The sequence below is a fragment of the Leptolyngbya sp. CALU 1928 genome (assembly GCF_056784215.1).
This window is the reverse complement of sequence record NZ_JBXBCE010000019.1, coordinates 323,256-340,086: the sequence shown is the minus strand read 5'-3', so window position 1 is coordinate 340,086 and position 16,831 is coordinate 323,256. Positions and strand designations below refer to the sequence as shown.

The window sequence follows — 16,831 nt, the reverse complement described above, 5'->3', positions numbered from 1 at the left end:
TTTGAGGTCACGGCAGTCACAGGTGAAGGATATCTTCAGTGTGCCTTAGGCGATCGCCCCTGTACTGCTTCCCCCCTTAAATCATTGACAAATCACCCGATACTTCAAGACGAGTCGCGGTGCCTGAACTCATAAACATTTCAGATAGGTTTTCGGAAACAGAAGGACTAATCCAGCCTAGTTGCCTGAGCAAATGAACCGCAACAGCGTGTTTTGCTCGCTTTGCCCCATCCATTACCTTAATTGCTAAACCCATGCCTTCGCCCACGCGCCCAATACACTGAATACCCTCGGCTCCAGACTTACTGACCAGTTCTCCTTCCGTCAGGCGCATCAACTCCGTATCAAATTCCCCTTCTCCTGCCACTAGCATAGGATGATGCACCATTGCCCGGATGATTCGTTCCATATCTAAGCTCTCGCCAGAGGCAAGTCGAGCATATAGGGTAGACATTTGCCCTATTTGCAAGAAGTAAGTGGGCGCGCCGCAATCATCACGAGCGGCGATAAATTCTTCTCCAGGCATCCCCAAAATTTCTGCAATCTTTTGCAAGATAAGCTGCTGCACCGGATGGTTGGGTTGCAAATAGCTATTGAGCGTCCAGTTTCGCTGTTGACACACCGCAAGCATCCCGGCGTGTTTGCCAGAGCAGTTATATTCTAATGGGCTTTTCTTTCCGGCTGGGACAGGGCATTGTAGCGCTGAAGGATCGATATCCGCACGCCAGAGAATGTTAAATGCCTGTCGAACCTGTTCTACGGTGCCGCGATGAGAGCTACAAATAATTGCTAGATCGCGATCGCTCAATCCATAGCGTTCTAATGTGCCTGTGGTGGTCACGGCTAACGCCTGAAATGGTTTTAATGCTGAGCGAATGAAAGTGGCTGTTTCGGCACTACCAGCAACCGATAAAATACGTCCGCGATCGTCGCTCACAACCGCTTGTACTCGATGCATTGATTCAACAAGCCCCTCGCGCAGAAGCTGCACGACTAGTTCCGCTGCTTGTGTCCGTCGTCCCCGTGATGGTGTCATGGGCATAACTTTAGCATCAGACGGGGACAGCAGTACATTTTATTTGAAGGCAATCGAAGAAAACTATAACGCGAAGCAGAAGATACGCTCAATAAACCGGTCAAGCTTCAGCCTCAAAAATAGCAACAAAGCTAGGGAATAAGGCTCGAAAAGAAATGTTGCTTGCTCTAGGGAGCTTAGCGATCGCTGGACTCGTTAGAATGCCATCATCGCACAGACAAATTAAAAGATGCGGATGGGCTATTAGTTTGGGAAAAAGTGGGACGATGCAACGCTTGAGGCTGGCAGACTTAGAGGATTTGTTGATCGTCCCCACTGGTGCCAGCCAGCGCTTTCACAAACTGATGGTTGCTGGCTGTCAACATCACTTTGCCCACTAAATTTTCCTAAAACGCGGGCTTATGGCGAATTAAATTTAGAAATTCCTCGCGTGTTTTTTGCTGCTCTTGAAACACGCCAACCATTGCACTAGTCACTGTCCAAGCACCAGGCTTTTGCACGCCCCGCATCGTCATACACATGTGACTTGCTTCCATTACCACCGCCACACCCTGCGGTTCTAAAATCAACTGAACGGCTTCGGCAATTTGACGAGTTAAACGCTCCTGCACCTGCAAGCGACGAGAATACATTTCTACAATCCGTGCGAGTTTGCTCAAGCCCACCACTTTTTGGTTAGGAATATAGGCAACGTGAACTTTACCCATAAAAGGCAGCATGTGATGTTCACATAAGCTGAAAACATCAATATCTCGGACTAGAACCATCTCATTGTGACCTTCGTTAAAGATCGCTCCATTCACAAGTTCTTCTAAAGATTGATGATAGCCGCTTGTCAAAAACCGCATTGCCTCAGCAACGCGCTTCGGCGTTTTCAGCAAGCCTTCTCGTTCTGGATCTTCGCCCACGCCTAGCAGCATCGTTCTAACAGCTTGCTGCATTTCTTCCTGTTGTTCACCGGAAGGGAGTTGTAGTTTCGGCTGTTGGGCACCATCTAAGGTGTTGCGATCGGGGCGGAGTTGCAAGTTTTTAGGGATCTCAGCAACAAGGCTATTGGAGTCACCGATGGAACCATTGGAAGCAGTATTCATAATAAGGTTAGAGTTTGATGACATAAAAAGGGATAAATCAACCAGAGAAAACAGGGGGGTGAGGGTGAGCCAGCCGGAAAACTAGAACGTGCCTGCGTTAGACATTAGCGTTAGCTCTTCTACAACCGCATTCTCTGGCAGCAAAGCCGTGTAGAGAACCGATTGGGCAACAATTTCGGGTGTCAACATATGCGAACGATCAAAATCTGCTTGAACCGTATCGGTATCCCAGATGGGTGTGTTGACAGAACCTGGAGAAATTGTAACGACTCGAATGCCATTGGCTCGTTCTTCGATCGCAAGGGTTTTGGAAAGTGCCATCAAGCCAAACTTACTAACGCAATAAGCGCCCCAATTTGGAAACACTTGATGCCCTGCAACAGACGCAATATTGATAATGGTTCCTTTTTGGCGTTGACGCATTCCAGGCAGCACTGCTTGGATGCACTGAAACACACTAGTCAGGTTAAGGTCTAAAACCGTTTGCCAATCTGCAAGGGGAGTATCTTGAAGGGTGCCTGTGTAACCCATCCCAGCATTATTCACTAGGATATCGATCTCGCCAAAATCTTGGGCGATCGCGGCAATGTGCTCCCCCACCTGAGCCACCTTTGCCAAATCTACAGAATAGGCTTTCGCGGTTACACCATAGTCCATAGCCGCCTTGGCAACTTCTTCCAATTTAGATTGACTACGACTCACAAGAGCAACATGAATACCCTGTTCAGCAAACGCATAAGCCGTTGCCTTACCAATTCCGCTACTTGCCCCAGTAATCAAAGCACGTCGGTCTTGAGCCATGATGAAATACCAAATGTCCTACGTCAGTAAAGACTGTTCAGTGAGCCACTCAAGCATTTCCAGCTTGAGATAAAGTCATTAGCGCAGCATGAATTCCTAATTAAGAGCAGACAAGATCTGTGAACTAAAACGCTGCTAGCTTTTGCCAACATATCTAACTGTCGAAGAAGAATCTTGAACTAAGCTGAGAGTTAAGCCAAGGTTAGCTATTTCAATTGTTGCCCGTCCAAAAATGCCCCTGTCTGATAGGCGATATGATGCCTTTACTCTTTCGGGAAAGAATAGCTAGAAAATTAAGGGATTGTAAACAAATGTAACTTTATTAGTATATCACTCAAGCCTACGGGCTGTGTAAACACAATTTTTCTTTTTAAGTAGGTAGCTCTGTAAATACGCCGATCGCCCGAAATTTTTGATAGCGCAGATCCTGACGCTGTTGAATGGTCATTCGGCTAAGTTCATCTAAATGCTTGATTAGACAGGTCTTTAGGGTATCTGCGGCGCTGAGTGGATCAGCGTGGGCACCGCCAATCGGCTCTGGCAGGATTTCATCAATAATGCCAAGAGATTTTAGATCCGTAGAAGTGATTTTAAGGGCATTTGCGGCTTGAGGCGCTTTTGCGGCATCTCGCCAAAGAATGGCAGCGCAGGCTTCAGGGGGAGCTACGCTATAAACAGAATGCTCAAACATGAGTAGGCGATCGCCTACTCCAATTCCCAGTGCGCCGCCAGAGCCGCCCTCGCCAATCACCGTACAGATAATCGGCACTTCAAACTTAAACATTTCTCGCAGGTTAAAAGCGATCGCTTCCCCTTGCCCAAAGGCTTCTGCCTCTAACCCAGGCCACGCTGCGGGTGTATCAATAAACGTTAAAATGGGCATCCCAAAGCGATCAGCGTGTTCCATTAATCGCAAGGCTTTCCGGTAACCGCCAGGGGATGCCATCCCAAAGTTTCGAGTGATATTGTCTTTAGTATCGTGTCCTTTTTGCTGCCCTAACATAACGACTGGACGACCTGCAAACCGGGCAACTCCTGCCACCATCGCTGGATCGTCAAATCCACCGCGATCGCCATGAAGCTCCATCCACTCATCACTAATCGCCTGAATATAGTCCAACGTACCAGGACGACGAGGGTGCCGAGCAACCTGCAAACGCTGTAGCGGAGATAAGTTACTAAAGATCTCTTGGCGAAGTTGCACCGCCCTTAACTCTAAATGACGGATCTCACCCGATACATCAACGTCATTCTCATCTGCAAGTTCCCGGATTTGGATAATCCTAGATTCTAACTCTGCTAAGGGCTTTTCAAAATCTAAAAGAATTAGCTTACGTTCAGTCGTCACCATAGCCAAAAAAGACAATAGAAGGTATTGGAAAAACTTGAACTTCGATATAGAAAATTCCAATCAAAAGAAATTAGAGATTGAGAAAACAGAACTTGCTCTTACTCTGCTTTCCTTCATCATCTCATTAACGTTGACGGATTCCTCAAGGGCTATCTCTAGAAGTCTAGCAAAGGTCTAAAACCATGCTTTACCGAGGCATGACCAATTTGATCCATTTTTTCTACCGTAATACGATTACGTCCCCAAGAAAAATTGGTATACCACTTTTCAAATTCCAGCAGCATCGATTCTGCAAAGCACGCAAAAAGTTGACGACCTGGCACATCCATATTGACGATTTTCATGATTTTCCAGTCAATATCTAGCGAATGCTCCACAATTCCCCCGTTCAAAACATGAACTCCGGGTCTTTGCACTTTAGTTGCCAAGTTTTTAGGGTAGCCACCATCGATCAATAAACAAGGCTGCTTTAAGGTATTGGGGTCAATTTCAACCCCTTTGGGCATACTAGCAACCCAAACAATAATGTCTGCTTGAGGCAAAGCCTCGTTCAAATCCATAATTTTCCCGCGTCCTAATTCTGCCTGGAGATCATGCAGTCTCTCTTGATTACGAGCGATCAAAAGGATTTCAGCAACATCTGTACGCGCATTCAGCCATCGACAAACTGCACTACCAATGTCTCCAGTTGCGCCACAAACAGCCACCGTCGCTTTGGAAAGTTCAATGCCTAATGTGGGAGCCAATTGTTCAAGTTGGCGACAGATAATGTAGGCGGTGTGAGTATTTCCGGTAGTAAATCGCTCAAACTCCAGCTTGACGTTTCGCACCTGTTGAATTTGTTGTAGATTAAAGTTTTCAAAAATAATAGAGGAAAACCCGCCTAGGGCTGTGATGTCAATGCCATGCTTTTGGGCGTGAGCCATAGCGTTGATAATTTTGCGGGTAGCTGCTTTAATCCGACGATTTGCTAGCATTTCGGGTAAAAAGCAGGATTCTACATATTTACCGTAGATCGTTTGCCCTGTGATGCTTGTAACTGTAATGTCGTCCACAATTTGGGGCGGAGCGCTGCACCAAAAGTCGAGTCCTTGATTGGCATATTCTGGGTAGCCCAGTTCATTCGCCACGGACTGAGCATGTTCTAGGCTGGTAAGGTGACCGATAAGACCAAACATTAGACAGTTTTTTTGAGGGTAATTTTGATTAAGATGAACCGTTAAAATTTCAATATTATTAAAAACGGCGTTATGAAAAGTTTTATAAAACGGCAGGATAACTCAAGGTATATCAGATTACATAGGAATTTGGCTATTTAAATGAAAGTTGCCTATATTAGGCGACTACATTCATTTGAAAATCTGACAAATCTAGGTGAGTCCTCCGAGCATAGTAGGATTGTGCAATGAAAGTACTCATTTAGCTAAGGATTTGGTGCCAGAAAGCTGCGTTGGGGTGAGCGATCGCCCATCCCCAAGCCTGCTCATCATTAAACTGCTGCCAAACCCATCGCCGATAGCCGCATCACATCTCGGTTTGTAAAACCAATATTGCTCAGCGCTTCGCCATACTGGATCATAAAGTCTTCAACTAATGCTTCTTTTTCCATTCCAAGAACACGAGCATCATCTTCAACTTGATTGAGCATTTGCCAAACAATCGGCAGGTTTTGCCGATTGGCAGCTTCTAATTCGGTTTTAGAGTCTTCAAAGTGAGCCTTGAGCCATTCTTCGCCAAAATTTAGATGGCTATATTCGTCCTTCACAACGCCTTCAGTAATTTTCCGCGCAAAGTCATCTGCGACTGGAATGTAGATGTTGTAGGCTGCGATCGCAAAACACTCAATAATCAGCGATTGAATCAGTAAGCAGGTTACAATGTTGCCCTGACTAGCAGCGTCTTGAAAATTGCGATGCAGTTTGGAAAAAAACTGACCTGCAAATTCCATATCTGGAGTCACACTCAAATTTCGCCCACACGCTTCAAAGCCTTTCTTATGACGACTTTCCATCTTCGCTAGACTATGTAACTGATCCTTACTGTCAGGAAGGAAATCGGCTAGCTTTGTGTAGTTCTCATGGGCTTCTTGTTCACCCTCAATTACAATTGCGTTAATTCGACTATAAGCGTCTTGGTAAGACTCGCTCCGAAAGTCGATTGCGGCACTAGCCTCAAGCTGCGGCATAAATTACTTTCTCCTCAGAATGCAGCCGATAGTTACTCGGCATTGGAACAGTAGGCGGAAATCAAGCTATGAAAAACGACTGAGCGTAGAGCCTAACAGATAGGTTTATCCGTTTGCTTGTATCACTCTAGCGTTTTCCCGATAGGAAACTGTGAATCCCAATGATATTCTCATTGGGTAGCTTAAGCTAAACGATTTGGAACGTTCAAAAAGCCATCGCAGCCATAGAGCAGTGCTTTTCACCTTAACGGAAAAGAGTAAAAAATGGAAAAGAATAGTCTTTGTTGATGCGATCGCTCAAAGTTACTCTTAAATCTTACCGGACTCCTCTCATGCTCTATCCATTCAACTTTAAAATGACTTCAAAAAAATCACACTATCGACAGCAATTCAAACGCTTTCAATATTTTTTTGAACTTAATCTGCTTGGGGACTGGCTTCTAAAAGAGAATCCCCAGATGAATGAGTCTGCTGTAAGATCAGAAGCTGGACAAGATTAAAATATGCTCTGCGCGAACTTCGACTAACTAACCTTTGTATTTTTAATGCCTACTCTTCCTCGTCGTTACCATATCACCACTTTCGGTTGCCAGATGAATAAAGCTGACTCTGAGCGAATGGCTGGCATTCTAGAAAATATGGGCTTTACCTGGACGGAAGAACCCAATGACGCTGATCTGATTTTGTACAACACTTGCACCATTCGAGATAACGCAGAGCAAAAAGTTTACTCCTATCTGGGGCGACAGGCAAAACGTAAGCAAGAAGATCCCAACCTAACCCTCATTGTGGCAGGGTGTGTTGCCCAGCAAGAAGGAGAAAAACTATTGCGGCGCGTCCCTGAACTGGATCTAGTCATGGGACCGCAACATGCCAACCGCCTGCAAGAATTATTAGAACAAGTATTAACGGGTAGTCAGGTTGTTGCGACCGAACCGATTCATATTATTGAAGATATTACTAAGCCCCGTAGAGACAGTACAGTTACTGCTTGGGTCAATGTTATTTATGGCTGCAATGAACGCTGTACTTATTGCGTGGTGCCCAATGTCAGAGGCGTTGAACAATCGCGTACTCCAGGTGCTATTCGAGCCGAGATGGAGACGTTAGGGCAACAGGGCTATAAAGAAATTACTCTTCTGGGGCAGAATATTGATGCCTATGGTCGTGATTTGCCGGGTTCCACTCCAGAAGGCAGACATCAGAACACCTTGACCGATTTGCTTTACTATGTTCATGATGTCGTAGGAGTCGATCGAATTCGGTTTGCTACTAGCCATCCCCGCTATTTTACTGAGCGTTTAATTCGCGCTTGTGCAGAACTGCCAAAAGTGTGTGAGCATTTCCACATTCCTTTTCAATCAGGCGATAACGAACTTCTGAAGGCAATGGGACGGGGTTACTCTCAGGAAAAATACCGCCGTATTATTGATACGATTCGCGATCTGATGCCAGATGCTTCCATCACTGCGGATGTGATTGTAGGTTTTCCGGGCGAAACAGAACCGCAATTTGAGAATACTCTCAGGCTCGTTGAAGAAATTGGCTTTGACTTGATTAATACTGCTGCCTATTCCCCTCGTCCCGGAACTCCAGCGGCGCTGTGGGAAAACCAATTGAGCGAAGCGGTCAAGAGCGATCGCTTGCAGCGGTTGAATCATCTAATGTCGATTAAGGCAATGGAGCGATCGCAGCGGTATCTAGGGCGGGTTGAAGAAATCTTAGTAGAAGAGCAAAACGAGAAAAACCCAACTCAGGTCATGGGTCGAACTCGCGGAAATCGGTTGACCTTCTTTCCGGGCGAGATTCAGGAGTTCCGAGGAAAGCTTGTAAAAGTGCAAATTACGGATGTTCGAGCGTTTAGCTTAACGGGTGAACGTTTAGTTCCTGCTATTTCTTGAAAGGTACGTAAATCACGGGATGCCAACTTTGGCGAAGCAACTCTGCGGTGAAACTCGGAAGTGACATTCTGAGGAACTGATTTTTAGCCGCATGGCATACCGCGATCGCGCTAATATCCGGTTCCATGGAAGCGTTCAAAATTTCGGGAATCGGAGATCCTGGCAAAACTGCCGTTTCGACCTGCAAGCCTAAGCTGACCAACTCTGCTTTTACCGTTGCTAACGTTGCTTGAGCCGCCTGGATCTTTGGCTCTTGGGGAATTCCTCGCCGCTCCACATCATCGATCATCCAGCAGAGATAGCACGCTTCCAAAACTCGGTTAGGCTGGCTGGCACTCTGCTTCACTTGCTCAATCAGATACTTCGCTGTTTCTGAGCCATCATAAGGAAGCATTAGATAGCGAAACAAATGCTGACAGCGCAGTGTCAATTCTTCGGTCGTATAAGTAGAAATGAGATGCGGGCGCAGTGCCAGAATTGGAATCGGAGTGCGCTCATAGAGGGCGATCGCAGTGCTACCAAAAATTTTTTCTGTCAGCATATTTCTGATCGGCGTTCCTACCACAATCAGATCGCTGTTTGTTTCTTGGGCAACCTTCAAAATCGTGTCTGTTGGACGACCACACTCAACAACGACTTTCACGTCTATTCCCACAGGTGCTTGATTCGTTGCAACACTCAAGCGATCGCGGGCAATATTCATTTTGCCCTCATCCACGCGTGGGATTACTCCACTCTCATTCAGCGGCACGCAGTGTAGAAACGTAACTTGTTGAACGCCAGCGATCGCCAAGCTAGGAACAAAGCCGACTAACCGTTGGAGTCCATCTGAAAAGTCTGTACAAATAATTAAACGCCGAAACATAATCTAATGCCAGTGACAGCAGCTTATAGTCAAAGTGCCCTTACCCTAGCATTTTACCGACTTCATAAACTGAACAAAAATGGTGATCTTAGATCATTAGAAATAAAGCTTTACTTAGATGGGGGCAGAACTGAACTGTCTTTAGCAGGCAACGCCCAGTACCCATAAGAGATCAAGGAATAAAAGCCGAGAAATTAAAAACTAGCTTAAAAAAGTCTATGAGGTTAGCACTCTGCAAGAGATTGGCACCCACCCCCCCAGCTTTTTTCTCTTAAGAACAAAGCAAGAGACCGAGGTTGCCTCCTCATATTAGGGAGCTATGGCAATTGAGAACTGGCTTCCAATCCCCATTGATGCTTCAGAAAGTGTTTATACATATTTTCACGAACAATCATTTGCTCGTATAGCTTGATCAGAAAATCTTGAGCCTGCTCACGACTCATCCTTTCTACTTGGTTTTCAAAAGAGCGAACACTGAACTGTTGTTCAAGAGAGAGATCCATAGGCTGACTCATAATTTTCTCCAGTACGAGAGAGTACACAGTTAGATAGATCGCCGAACTCGCCAAAGGATGGATGAGTGTTGGCTTAATCAGAAAGCAGCAAATTCGATTTAGGCTCTAAACTGAATCTGTGCTTGCTTGATTATTACAGAAGATAACAAATGTTTGACAAAATGCACACACCCCGAAAGAGATATTTTTGATAATTTTCCTCTATATCTAGAGATGAAAAAGCTGAAACCCCAACTCTCTGGGCATTTTGGCAAGGGAAAAATAACTCGTTTTGTTTTTTCTTTTTTGACTAAACAGTTGGAAAGAGTCTATGGCTTTCGAGCCATCAATTATGTGAATTAGCGAACAAATTTGGAGATTCACGAAAAAAATTAGGTTTCATTGCTAACCCGCCGTTTCAAAGGGGAACTATAAAGAGGGAAGGTGATTAAATGGGTCAAGATAGTGGACTGGTTTCACAGGCTAACGATGAATGCTACACGAGAGTTTCCTTCTAGACTTACAGGCAGCGATTCTTTTGGTGTGGATGAATCTGAAGCGATCGCACTGAATACTCAAGCTCAGTTCCTGTCCCATGGGCTAGAAAGCTCTGTGCCGTTTTGTTTGGAGTGTGCCCAAGCGATGGATACTAGAGAAAAACAAACGCGGTATCAGGCATTTGTGAATCAGTTAACGCTGTCGATGCGGAATGCTGCCAACCTAGACAACATTTTGCAGCTAGCAACAGATGGAACGACTCAAGCCTTGGAAGCACAGCGTGGAGTGTTGCTGCGTTTGAAATATTGGGAGCCATCTTTGAGGAACACTGTTTCTGAGCAAATGCCCAAAGTGTGGGCAACCGTAGCCTGTGACTGTTCGTTTCCAAATGATGTAACTCAAAGCAGCAATTTGATTCAAAGCAATTTAGGTGAAGCGCTTAGGGAAAAAGAATTGCAACTTCAGAAATTATTAGAGTTACCTGCGATCGCCCAAAATGTGTTGCCTTGTTTAAACGACTCTTTTTGGCTATCCGATTATGACTTTTTTAATCAGGCATTTCTGACTTCTCCTCAAGTGACTGCCCTAGACCGCCAATCCAGTCCTACTTCTGGTCAAGAACCCTTTCCATCCCTGTTAATTGCACCATTGGAAAGCCAGGGAACGGTACTCGGCTTCTTCGTTTTTCAGGCGTTACCCGATTGCCTATGGCAAGCAGAGCAGATCGAGTTTGTGGAACTGGTGAGCGCTCAAGTTAGCACCGCCATTCTGCAAACAGAGACGTTGCGCCAGGTTCAATCATTGGTGGAAAAACGCACGACTGAACTCAAACATAGTCTTGCAATTCAAGCAAAACTATACGAGCGATCGCGGCAACAAGTAGAGCAGTTGCGCCACCTCAACACTCTAAAAGATGAGTTTTTAGATACCGTAAGTCATGAACTGCGGACTCCGCTCACCAGTATGTTGTTAGCCATTCGGATGCTGCGTCAAGCTGGGTTATCGAGCGATCGCAGTAGCCAATATCTAGACATACTAGAGCAACAATGCCAGCAAGAAACCAACTTAATCAACGACTTACTCATGCTTAGAGAGTTGGAGTCGGATCAAACAGTGATGCAGTTTGAGGAATTTAGTCTGATGGCTTTGGTGAATGAACTGGCGGCGCTATTTACCCCAAAATGGTTGGCAAAGGGAATTACGCTACAGATAGAACAGCCCCAACGATTTATCGCAATTCGTAGCGATCGCGAGAGCCTGAGCCGCATTTTGCAAGAATTGCTGACCAATGCCGGAAAATATTCCATTCCTAACAGTCAGGTTTGCTTAAAAATCAGCATTCAACCGCAAGTCTTTGCTGATGGAATTAGCATTTCCCTAACGAATACCGGCACTAAAATTTCCGCTGAAGAGTTACCGTACATTTTTGATAAATTTAGGCGGTGTGAAGGAGCGACTCAAACGATGGTTCAAGGAACTGGATTAGGACTAGCTTTGGTACGAAGTTTGGTCGAACATCTTAATGGCACAATCGCCGCAACAAGTTTTCCAACTGCAAAGGATTCTTTGTGGGAGACTTGTTTTACGTTAACACTGTCGCAATCGTTGGAAGAAGTCGTAAAACTCTAACAGTTCAAACGGAGATCGACTTGTGTTCTATTTCACGTTCAGTTGTCGGCTAGGTTTGAATAATTCATGATAGTCCTTGAGCCAATTGTCCAAAAGCCATTTCGGTGGCAGCGTATCCGGTATTCACCGCTGGTGCGCCAAATGGATATTGCTCTGTCGGCGGCGCAACTGATTAGTTACCTGTGGTGGGATCGGGTTTTTCCTCGGCAAGCTCGTCGCTACCGAAACCGCCGCGCTCAATGGTTGGTTGGCACTTTGTTAGATCTAGGACCTACGTTTATTAAACTAGGTCAGGCATTATCGACCCGTGCCGATCTACTGCCGCCAGAATATATTGAGGCATTGACTCGACTGCAAGATAAGGTGCCAGAGTTTAGCGCTGAAGTCGCGATCGCCACAGTGGAAACAGAGCTAGGCGCACCGATTTATTCCCTTTATCGCCAGTTTGACTTGATGCCCATCGCGGCGGCTAGTTTAGGACAGGTGCATAAAGCCCGGTTGCATACGGGTGAAGAAGTGGTTGTTAAAGTCCAGCGTCCCGAATTAGACCGGCTCTTTCATTTAGACCTGAAAGTGTTGCGGCGACTGGTGCGGTTTTGCGATCGCAGCTTCCCTTGGCTTCGGCAATATCAGATAGAAAACATCTACCAAGAATTTGCCGATATTTTATGTAAAGAGATTGATTACATCCAAGAAGCGATCAATGCCGATCGCTTTCGGTTTAACTTTCGGCATCATCCCCGCATTTTAGTGCCCAAAGTTTATCCTAACTATACGACGCGCAAAGTGCTGACAATGGACTATGTGCCGGGGATCAAAATTAGCGATCGCCAAAGTCTAGAAGCCTGCGGAATTAACTTAAAGGAAATCAATCAGCTAGGGATTTGCAGCTACCTGAAGCAATTATTGCAAGATGGCTTTTTTCAAGCAGATCCCCATCCCGGCAATATGGCAGTCAGCCCAGATGGATGTCTAATTTTTTATGACTTCGGCATGATGGCAGAAGTACAGCCGATCAACAAAGACCAGATGGTTAAAACGTTCTTCGCGGTATTGCGAAAAGATACTGATCAGGTGATCGACACGCTGATGGATATGGGACTGATTGAGCCAGTTGCTGATATGGTTCCAATTCGGCGAGTAACAAGCTTGTTACTCGAACAATTCACCGATAAGCCCGTAGAACTGCAAGCCTTTACCCAAATGCCAACTGAACTCTACGCATTATATGACCAGCAGCCTTTTCGCCTCCCGCCGAAAATGACCTTTATTTTAAAGGCGCTCACCACCTTGGATGGAGTCGCTCGGACGCTTGACCCCGAATACAGTTTAATGATGGCAGCGAAGCCGTTTGTGAAAAGCTTGGCAGTGAGCAATCAAGGAAATAACGGCATCGGTGAATTAGTTCGTCAAGCCCAGAAGTTTGTGGTGTTCAAACTGCGACAGCCCAGTTCTGCTGATTTACTGCTGCGTCAAGTGAAAGAACAGCAAGAGCAAGAAGACTTTCAAAGACGGATGCAGGTTTTAGCGAGCGATCGCGCTGCAAAACGCCTGAGTCTTTCGATCCGCTGCCTAGTCTATGCGTGGTTCACTGGCTTTGCCGGATTATCAGCCACGGTGCTGCTGGTGAGTGGCTACATGAACTGGGCGATCATCCCCTTTGCGATCGCCGGAGTTGGAGGAATTATCTTACTCCGCGCCCTGTTTGATCTCACAGTTCACAACCGATTCACCCCAATGCTCAGCAAATAGGGTGTATTCCTATCCTGATTCTTCTTCCCTTTATCCTATTCTCTATTGCTCATCTATGTTCAAAGTTCTCACTTCCAACGTTTCTCAAGAATTTGAGCGATGGACAGAGGCACTCAATGCCGCCAAATCTCTGATGCCAAACTGCAAGTGGACAGAAACGGTCAAAATTTATCTGTGCGACGAATTAGTCTGGCTATACAGTCGAGAATATAAGTATCCTCAGTACATTGGAGCCGGCAACTATAATCGGCTAGTCCAGCTATTTATTCAAGAAACCTTGGAAGACACCGAAAAAATGAAAAACGGTGAAGGAGTCAATTCCACTGAAAACTTGCTCCCCGATTAATCAAATAAAGAGAGTCATCCAGCAGAATTTTAATCCGAATCAGCCTCTTTTTTATCGACAATTACCACGAAGGTGGCTTCGGGAGACTGCTGCTTGAAAAATAGCAGGTGACCGTCAGCATCCGAACGGCTGCGATAGCGGGCAACAATCACCAATTGTTTATTCGGCATCAATTGCGCGATCGCCCAACGATTGAGCCGCTGTTTATAAGACTTGGCATCAAGGTCAGACGCAGGGCTGTTGATCTCGGCGTTGAATGTCATAAAAGTTGCGTCTTCTATAAAGAATATAGGCGTAAGCGAATCGGTTGACAGAAGTATGCAAGCGCCATACATTCACAATTCGGCAAAAGAAAGCCAGATCAGCCAACTGTCAAGATTCATTGATCAAATCTAAGCAATTGAATCCGGTAGGACTTTAGGCGGCAAGGGAAATAAAGCAAGCAGAAGGGCTTTTTTAGAAGAGAAAGGGATTCCCATACCGACCATACCCCCATAAAAGCACTCTTCCCTACTCCTCAAGTATAAAGTTTTGGTAAGCAAAGTGACTTAATCGCGGCTAAACTCTGCTAGTGCAGGCAGGAAATTTCGATTTTCGTGCATAGAGCGACTGAGTTTAATCAATGCAAACCGCTTTAAGGGACTGAGTTCTGACCATTGAGTCAGAGTTAGGGTGACTCCAACTTCAACTGCTTTCTCCTGAACACTAACAGGAATCTGATTGGTATTCAACCAAAGTGGCTCTGAATCGATTGGCAAATCAGAGGCGGCAGTTCCGGTTCGCTGTTGCACAAGACGATGTAAAGTCGTCCGATATTGTTGAATCTCGGCTTCAGTTTCACAAGGCAAGTCAACAATTTGAGCGCGATCGCTCGCCTCAAACTGATGCCAGTGCTGCAACTTCAGCTTCACACCACAAGTATCGAGCTTGAATCGAACCTGCATTGGAATACAGCGCAGGGATTCCACAAAATCCGATTCAAAGGCAAAGAACTGGCTCATAATCACGTTTGAAACCTAGTATCTATATTAACCTTGCTGGATAATCTCTTTCACCTGTGTTGCTGTGGCAGGAGCCAAAAGCATCCCGTTTCGGTAGTGTCCACTGGCAAGAATGACGTTGGGATATCCATTTAGTCGCTCCACAACAGGGGCAGGGCGACCTTCAGGACGAGGGCGTAACCCAGACCACTGCTGTATGATGTGAGCATTTTTTAGGGCAGGAACCAGCGCGATCGCCTGCATCATCATCGCCTCTAGCCTATCTGTATTAGGCTGTAGATCCGTAAAATATTGCGTCTCTGCGCCCCCAAACTCCACTGTTGCGCCAATCCAGTATTTTCCGTTGCCTAAAGGAACTAGATTCAGATCGTTCCCAGTAATTACAGGCTGGTATTCAGGCAATCCTAAAGGAGACTTTAGGATTGCCTGAACCGCTTGACCGAGGACAGGGCGAATATCCACCGCTTGCTGAAGACTGGCAGTCAGAGCGACGGAACCCAAGCCAGCGGCAATGATTAACCAGTCAAAATCGATAGTTTCGGCGATCGCATTGAGACGGATGAGTTTCTCACTATCTGCTTGCAGGCGCGGGGACTCCAACACTACGGGCGTATCGAACTGGAAAGTGGCTCCGTTCTGTTCGGCGGCAGTAACAAGTGCCAGCGTAAGAGCCGTTGGATCAACCTGGCGATCGCAGGGGGAATAAACAGCCCCAATCACTTGCTCCAAGCTGAGATGAGGATAGTGTGCTGCAAGATCAGCGCGATCGCAGAGTTCTAGCTGTAATCCTTGAGCGCGGCGAGTCTCTGCCAGCGATCGCCAGCGATCCAGATCTTCTCCAGCAAAACAAAGCCGTAAAATTCCTTGGCGGTTGTATGGAATCTTGCGGTTTGTCATCGCTTCTAGCTGCGGAATCCATTGGTCATAAGTTTGAATGCCCAACAGCCGCTTTTGAAATGTGTTGCCCTTTAGCTTTTGGCTAATAACCGCCATAAGAACTCCCAGCGCCGCACCCGTTGCAGCTTGAGCTGGAGCTTGACGATCGAATACTTTAATTTCCAACTGGGGAATTTGGCTTAGCTCATAGGCGATCGCGGCACCCACAATCCCACATCCAACAATGACAACTTTCACATCAAGCGATCTATTTAGCCATTGACTCCGCTTCCATAGCTTCTGGCGCTATGTCCTCTCGCATAGAAGGCTCAGAGGCTTCAAGCTCATCATCAGATTGCGTGGGCGCTAGCAACTCTTTCAAAAAGCTAGTTTTAGGCTCAGCGGCAATCGGCTCCGGTGGTTTTGGCTGAGGTCGGGCGGCTTCGGGCACCAGTGCTAAGAACGAATCAAAGCTTTTTAGGGCTGCGCTATATTCCCGTTCAGCAACCGCCGCTTTTGAATTTTGTGCGGCTAAATCAAGCGCATTTAAATCGTTAAAAACTTCCTTAGCTAATTTACGCGCAGCGGGTTGAGCATCGGGCAGTAGATTTCGGGAAACGTTTTGCATTTTGACTCTCAACTCCCCTAAGGGACCATGAATCAAGTTTCGGGTAAATGTCCAATCCTGCTGTTGCACGAGTTGCCCCAATTCAGGCAAGCGATCTCGCATTGTCTGTAAATCAGTGGCATAGTCCTGAATTTTCTCTAACTGTTCAGGGGTATAGGTCAAAGGCTGCTTCACCTTGGCAGCCTCAACCCGACTCACTCCCAGCACTAACACCACCACCAAAACCAAAGCGGCTGAAACAATCGCGCGAATCTTCACCATGACCTGCTAACCCAACCTTGCCGAATGATTGACTTTGATTTGTAGAGTTTAGGCGATCCCTCAGGATGACCGTTTCAATAACACTCTACGTCAAAAAGTTTATATCAAAACCGCTG

The 16,831-nt window shown here is 46.1% G+C and carries 16 protein-coding genes; 4 read left to right on the top strand and 12 right to left on the bottom strand.

The features are described from left to right. Nucleotides 1-76: 76 nt before the first annotated feature. From AC1S5B_RS26905 to AC1S5B_RS26880, 6 genes are all read right to left on the bottom strand, one after another. Nucleotides 77-1,042: an asparaginase gene (locus AC1S5B_RS26905; RefSeq protein WP_482038726.1), complete on the bottom strand. Its 966-nt coding sequence runs from the start codon at nucleotides 1,040-1,042 to the stop codon at nucleotides 77-79. 380 nt (nucleotides 1,043-1,422) lie between these two features. Further along, on the bottom strand, nucleotides 1,423-2,127 hold the full coding sequence (folE, locus tag AC1S5B_RS26900) for a GTP cyclohydrolase I FolE (RefSeq protein WP_482038725.1): 705 nt from the start codon (nucleotides 2,125-2,127) through the stop codon (nucleotides 1,423-1,425). Between the two features lie 81 nt (nucleotides 2,128-2,208). After that, entirely contained in the window at nucleotides 2,209-2,928 is a 720-nt protein-coding gene (locus tag AC1S5B_RS26895; RefSeq protein WP_482038724.1) for an SDR family oxidoreductase, read from the bottom strand. 370 nt (nucleotides 2,929-3,298) lie between these two features. Next, the gene (locus AC1S5B_RS26890; RefSeq protein ID WP_482038723.1) at nucleotides 3,299-4,279 is read right to left on the bottom strand and encodes an acetyl-CoA carboxylase carboxyltransferase subunit alpha; all 981 of its coding nucleotides are present in this window, start codon (nucleotides 4,277-4,279) and stop codon (nucleotides 3,299-3,301) included. Nucleotides 4,280-4,434: 155 nt separating this feature from the next. Beyond that, nucleotides 4,435-5,457 (bottom strand): long-chain acyl-[acyl-carrier-protein] reductase, encoded by a 1,023-nt coding sequence (locus AC1S5B_RS26885; protein ID WP_482038722.1) that lies wholly within the window; start codon nucleotides 5,455-5,457, stop codon nucleotides 4,435-4,437. 311 nt (nucleotides 5,458-5,768) lie between these two features. After that, nucleotides 5,769-6,464, bottom strand: coding sequence for an aldehyde oxygenase (deformylating) (locus tag AC1S5B_RS26880; protein ID WP_482038721.1), 696 nt, complete (start codon nucleotides 6,462-6,464; stop codon nucleotides 5,769-5,771). A 545-nt stretch (nucleotides 6,465-7,009) separates the two neighbouring features. Between AC1S5B_RS26880 and miaB the strand changes: the two genes are divergently transcribed. Continuing rightward, nucleotides 7,010-8,365, top strand: coding sequence for a tRNA (N6-isopentenyl adenosine(37)-C2)-methylthiotransferase MiaB (miaB, locus tag AC1S5B_RS26875; RefSeq protein ID WP_482038720.1), 1,356 nt, complete (start codon nucleotides 7,010-7,012; stop codon nucleotides 8,363-8,365). Here miaB and AC1S5B_RS26870 read toward each other — a convergent pair. Both AC1S5B_RS26870 and AC1S5B_RS26865 read right to left on the bottom strand, forming a co-directional pair. Next, on the bottom strand, nucleotides 8,355-9,230 hold the full coding sequence (locus AC1S5B_RS26870; protein ID WP_482038719.1) for a universal stress protein: 876 nt from the start codon (nucleotides 9,228-9,230) through the stop codon (nucleotides 8,355-8,357). The two genes, miaB and AC1S5B_RS26870, sit on opposite strands and share 11 nt — an antisense overlap. A 317-nt stretch (nucleotides 9,231-9,547) precedes the next feature. After that, entirely contained in the window at nucleotides 9,548-9,745 is a 198-nt protein-coding gene (locus AC1S5B_RS26865; RefSeq protein WP_482038718.1) for an NblA/ycf18 family protein, read from the bottom strand. 468 nt (nucleotides 9,746-10,213) lie between these two features. On the opposite strand from AC1S5B_RS26865, the gene AC1S5B_RS26860 reads away from it, so the two are divergent. From AC1S5B_RS26860 to AC1S5B_RS26850, 3 genes are all read left to right on the top strand, one after another. Next, nucleotides 10,214-11,851, top strand: coding sequence for a GAF domain-containing sensor histidine kinase (locus AC1S5B_RS26860; protein WP_482038717.1), 1,638 nt, complete (start codon nucleotides 10,214-10,216; stop codon nucleotides 11,849-11,851). Between the two features lie 66 nt (nucleotides 11,852-11,917). Then, nucleotides 11,918-13,603, top strand: a complete 1,686-nt coding sequence (locus AC1S5B_RS26855; protein ID WP_482038716.1) for an ABC1 kinase family protein — start codon at nucleotides 11,918-11,920, stop codon at nucleotides 13,601-13,603. 55 nt (nucleotides 13,604-13,658) lie between these two features. Then, nucleotides 13,659-13,949, top strand: coding sequence for a hypothetical protein (locus AC1S5B_RS26850; RefSeq protein ID WP_482038715.1), 291 nt, complete (start codon nucleotides 13,659-13,661; stop codon nucleotides 13,947-13,949). 29 nt (nucleotides 13,950-13,978) lie between these two features. Here AC1S5B_RS26850 and AC1S5B_RS26845 read toward each other — a convergent pair whose 3' ends face one another. The 4 genes from AC1S5B_RS26845 to psbQ form a co-directional block, all read right to left on the bottom strand. Further along, complete coding sequence (locus AC1S5B_RS26845) at nucleotides 13,979-14,212, bottom strand: hypothetical protein (RefSeq protein ID WP_482038714.1); 234 nt, start codon at nucleotides 14,210-14,212, stop codon at nucleotides 13,979-13,981. A 285-nt stretch (nucleotides 14,213-14,497) separates the two neighbouring features. Next, on the bottom strand, nucleotides 14,498-14,950 hold the full coding sequence (locus AC1S5B_RS26840; RefSeq protein WP_482038713.1) for a nitrate reductase associated protein: 453 nt from the start codon (nucleotides 14,948-14,950) through the stop codon (nucleotides 14,498-14,500). Nucleotides 14,951-14,977: 27 nt separating this feature from the next. Continuing rightward, nucleotides 14,978-16,084, bottom strand: coding sequence for an NAD(P)/FAD-dependent oxidoreductase (locus tag AC1S5B_RS26835; RefSeq protein WP_482038712.1), 1,107 nt, complete (start codon nucleotides 16,082-16,084; stop codon nucleotides 14,978-14,980). A gap of 10 nt (nucleotides 16,085-16,094) precedes the next feature. Next, entirely contained in the window at nucleotides 16,095-16,715 is a 621-nt protein-coding gene (gene psbQ, locus AC1S5B_RS26830) for a photosystem II protein PsbQ (RefSeq protein WP_482038711.1), read from the bottom strand. Between the last annotated feature and the right edge of the window lie 116 nt (nucleotides 16,716-16,831).

What these genes read in the sequence shown, in the direction of transcription:
- AC1S5B_RS26890 (WP_482038723.1), bottom strand. Translation starts at nt 4,279, where the DNA reads ATGGTGACGACTGAACGTAAGCTAATTCTTTTAGATTTTGAAAAGCCC.
- miaB (WP_482038720.1), top strand. Translation starts at nt 7,010, where the DNA reads ATGCCTACTCTTCCTCGTCGTTACCATATCACCACTTTCGGTTGCCAG.
- AC1S5B_RS26870 (WP_482038719.1), bottom strand. Translation starts at nt 9,230, where the DNA reads ATGTTTCGGCGTTTAATTATTTGTACAGACTTTTCAGATGGACTCCAA.
- AC1S5B_RS26840 (WP_482038713.1), bottom strand. Translation starts at nt 14,950, where the DNA reads ATGAGCCAGTTCTTTGCCTTTGAATCGGATTTTGTGGAATCCCTGCGC.
- AC1S5B_RS26885 (WP_482038722.1), bottom strand. Translation starts at nt 5,457, where the DNA reads ATGTTTGGTCTTATCGGTCACCTTACCAGCCTAGAACATGCTCAGTCC.
- psbQ (WP_482038711.1), bottom strand. Translation starts at nt 16,715, where the DNA reads ATGGTGAAGATTCGCGCGATTGTTTCAGCCGCTTTGGTTTTGGTGGTG.
- AC1S5B_RS26865 (WP_482038718.1), bottom strand. Translation starts at nt 9,745, where the DNA reads ATGAGTCAGCCTATGGATCTCTCTCTTGAACAACAGTTCAGTGTTCGC.
- AC1S5B_RS26895 (WP_482038724.1), bottom strand. Translation starts at nt 2,928, where the DNA reads ATGGCTCAAGACCGACGTGCTTTGATTACTGGGGCAAGTAGCGGAATT.
- AC1S5B_RS26845 (WP_482038714.1), bottom strand. Translation starts at nt 14,212, where the DNA reads ATGACATTCAACGCCGAGATCAACAGCCCTGCGTCTGACCTTGATGCC.
- AC1S5B_RS26880 (WP_482038721.1), bottom strand. Translation starts at nt 6,464, where the DNA reads ATGCCGCAGCTTGAGGCTAGTGCCGCAATCGACTTTCGGAGCGAGTCT.
- AC1S5B_RS26860 (WP_482038717.1), top strand. Translation starts at nt 10,214, where the DNA reads ATGAATGCTACACGAGAGTTTCCTTCTAGACTTACAGGCAGCGATTCT.
- AC1S5B_RS26905 (WP_482038726.1), bottom strand. Translation starts at nt 1,042, where the DNA reads ATGCCCATGACACCATCACGGGGACGACGGACACAAGCAGCGGAACTA.
- AC1S5B_RS26850 (WP_482038715.1), top strand. Translation starts at nt 13,659, where the DNA reads ATGTTCAAAGTTCTCACTTCCAACGTTTCTCAAGAATTTGAGCGATGG.
- AC1S5B_RS26855 (WP_482038716.1), top strand. Translation starts at nt 11,918, where the DNA reads ATGATAGTCCTTGAGCCAATTGTCCAAAAGCCATTTCGGTGGCAGCGT.
- folE (WP_482038725.1), bottom strand. Translation starts at nt 2,127, where the DNA reads ATGAATACTGCTTCCAATGGTTCCATCGGTGACTCCAATAGCCTTGTT.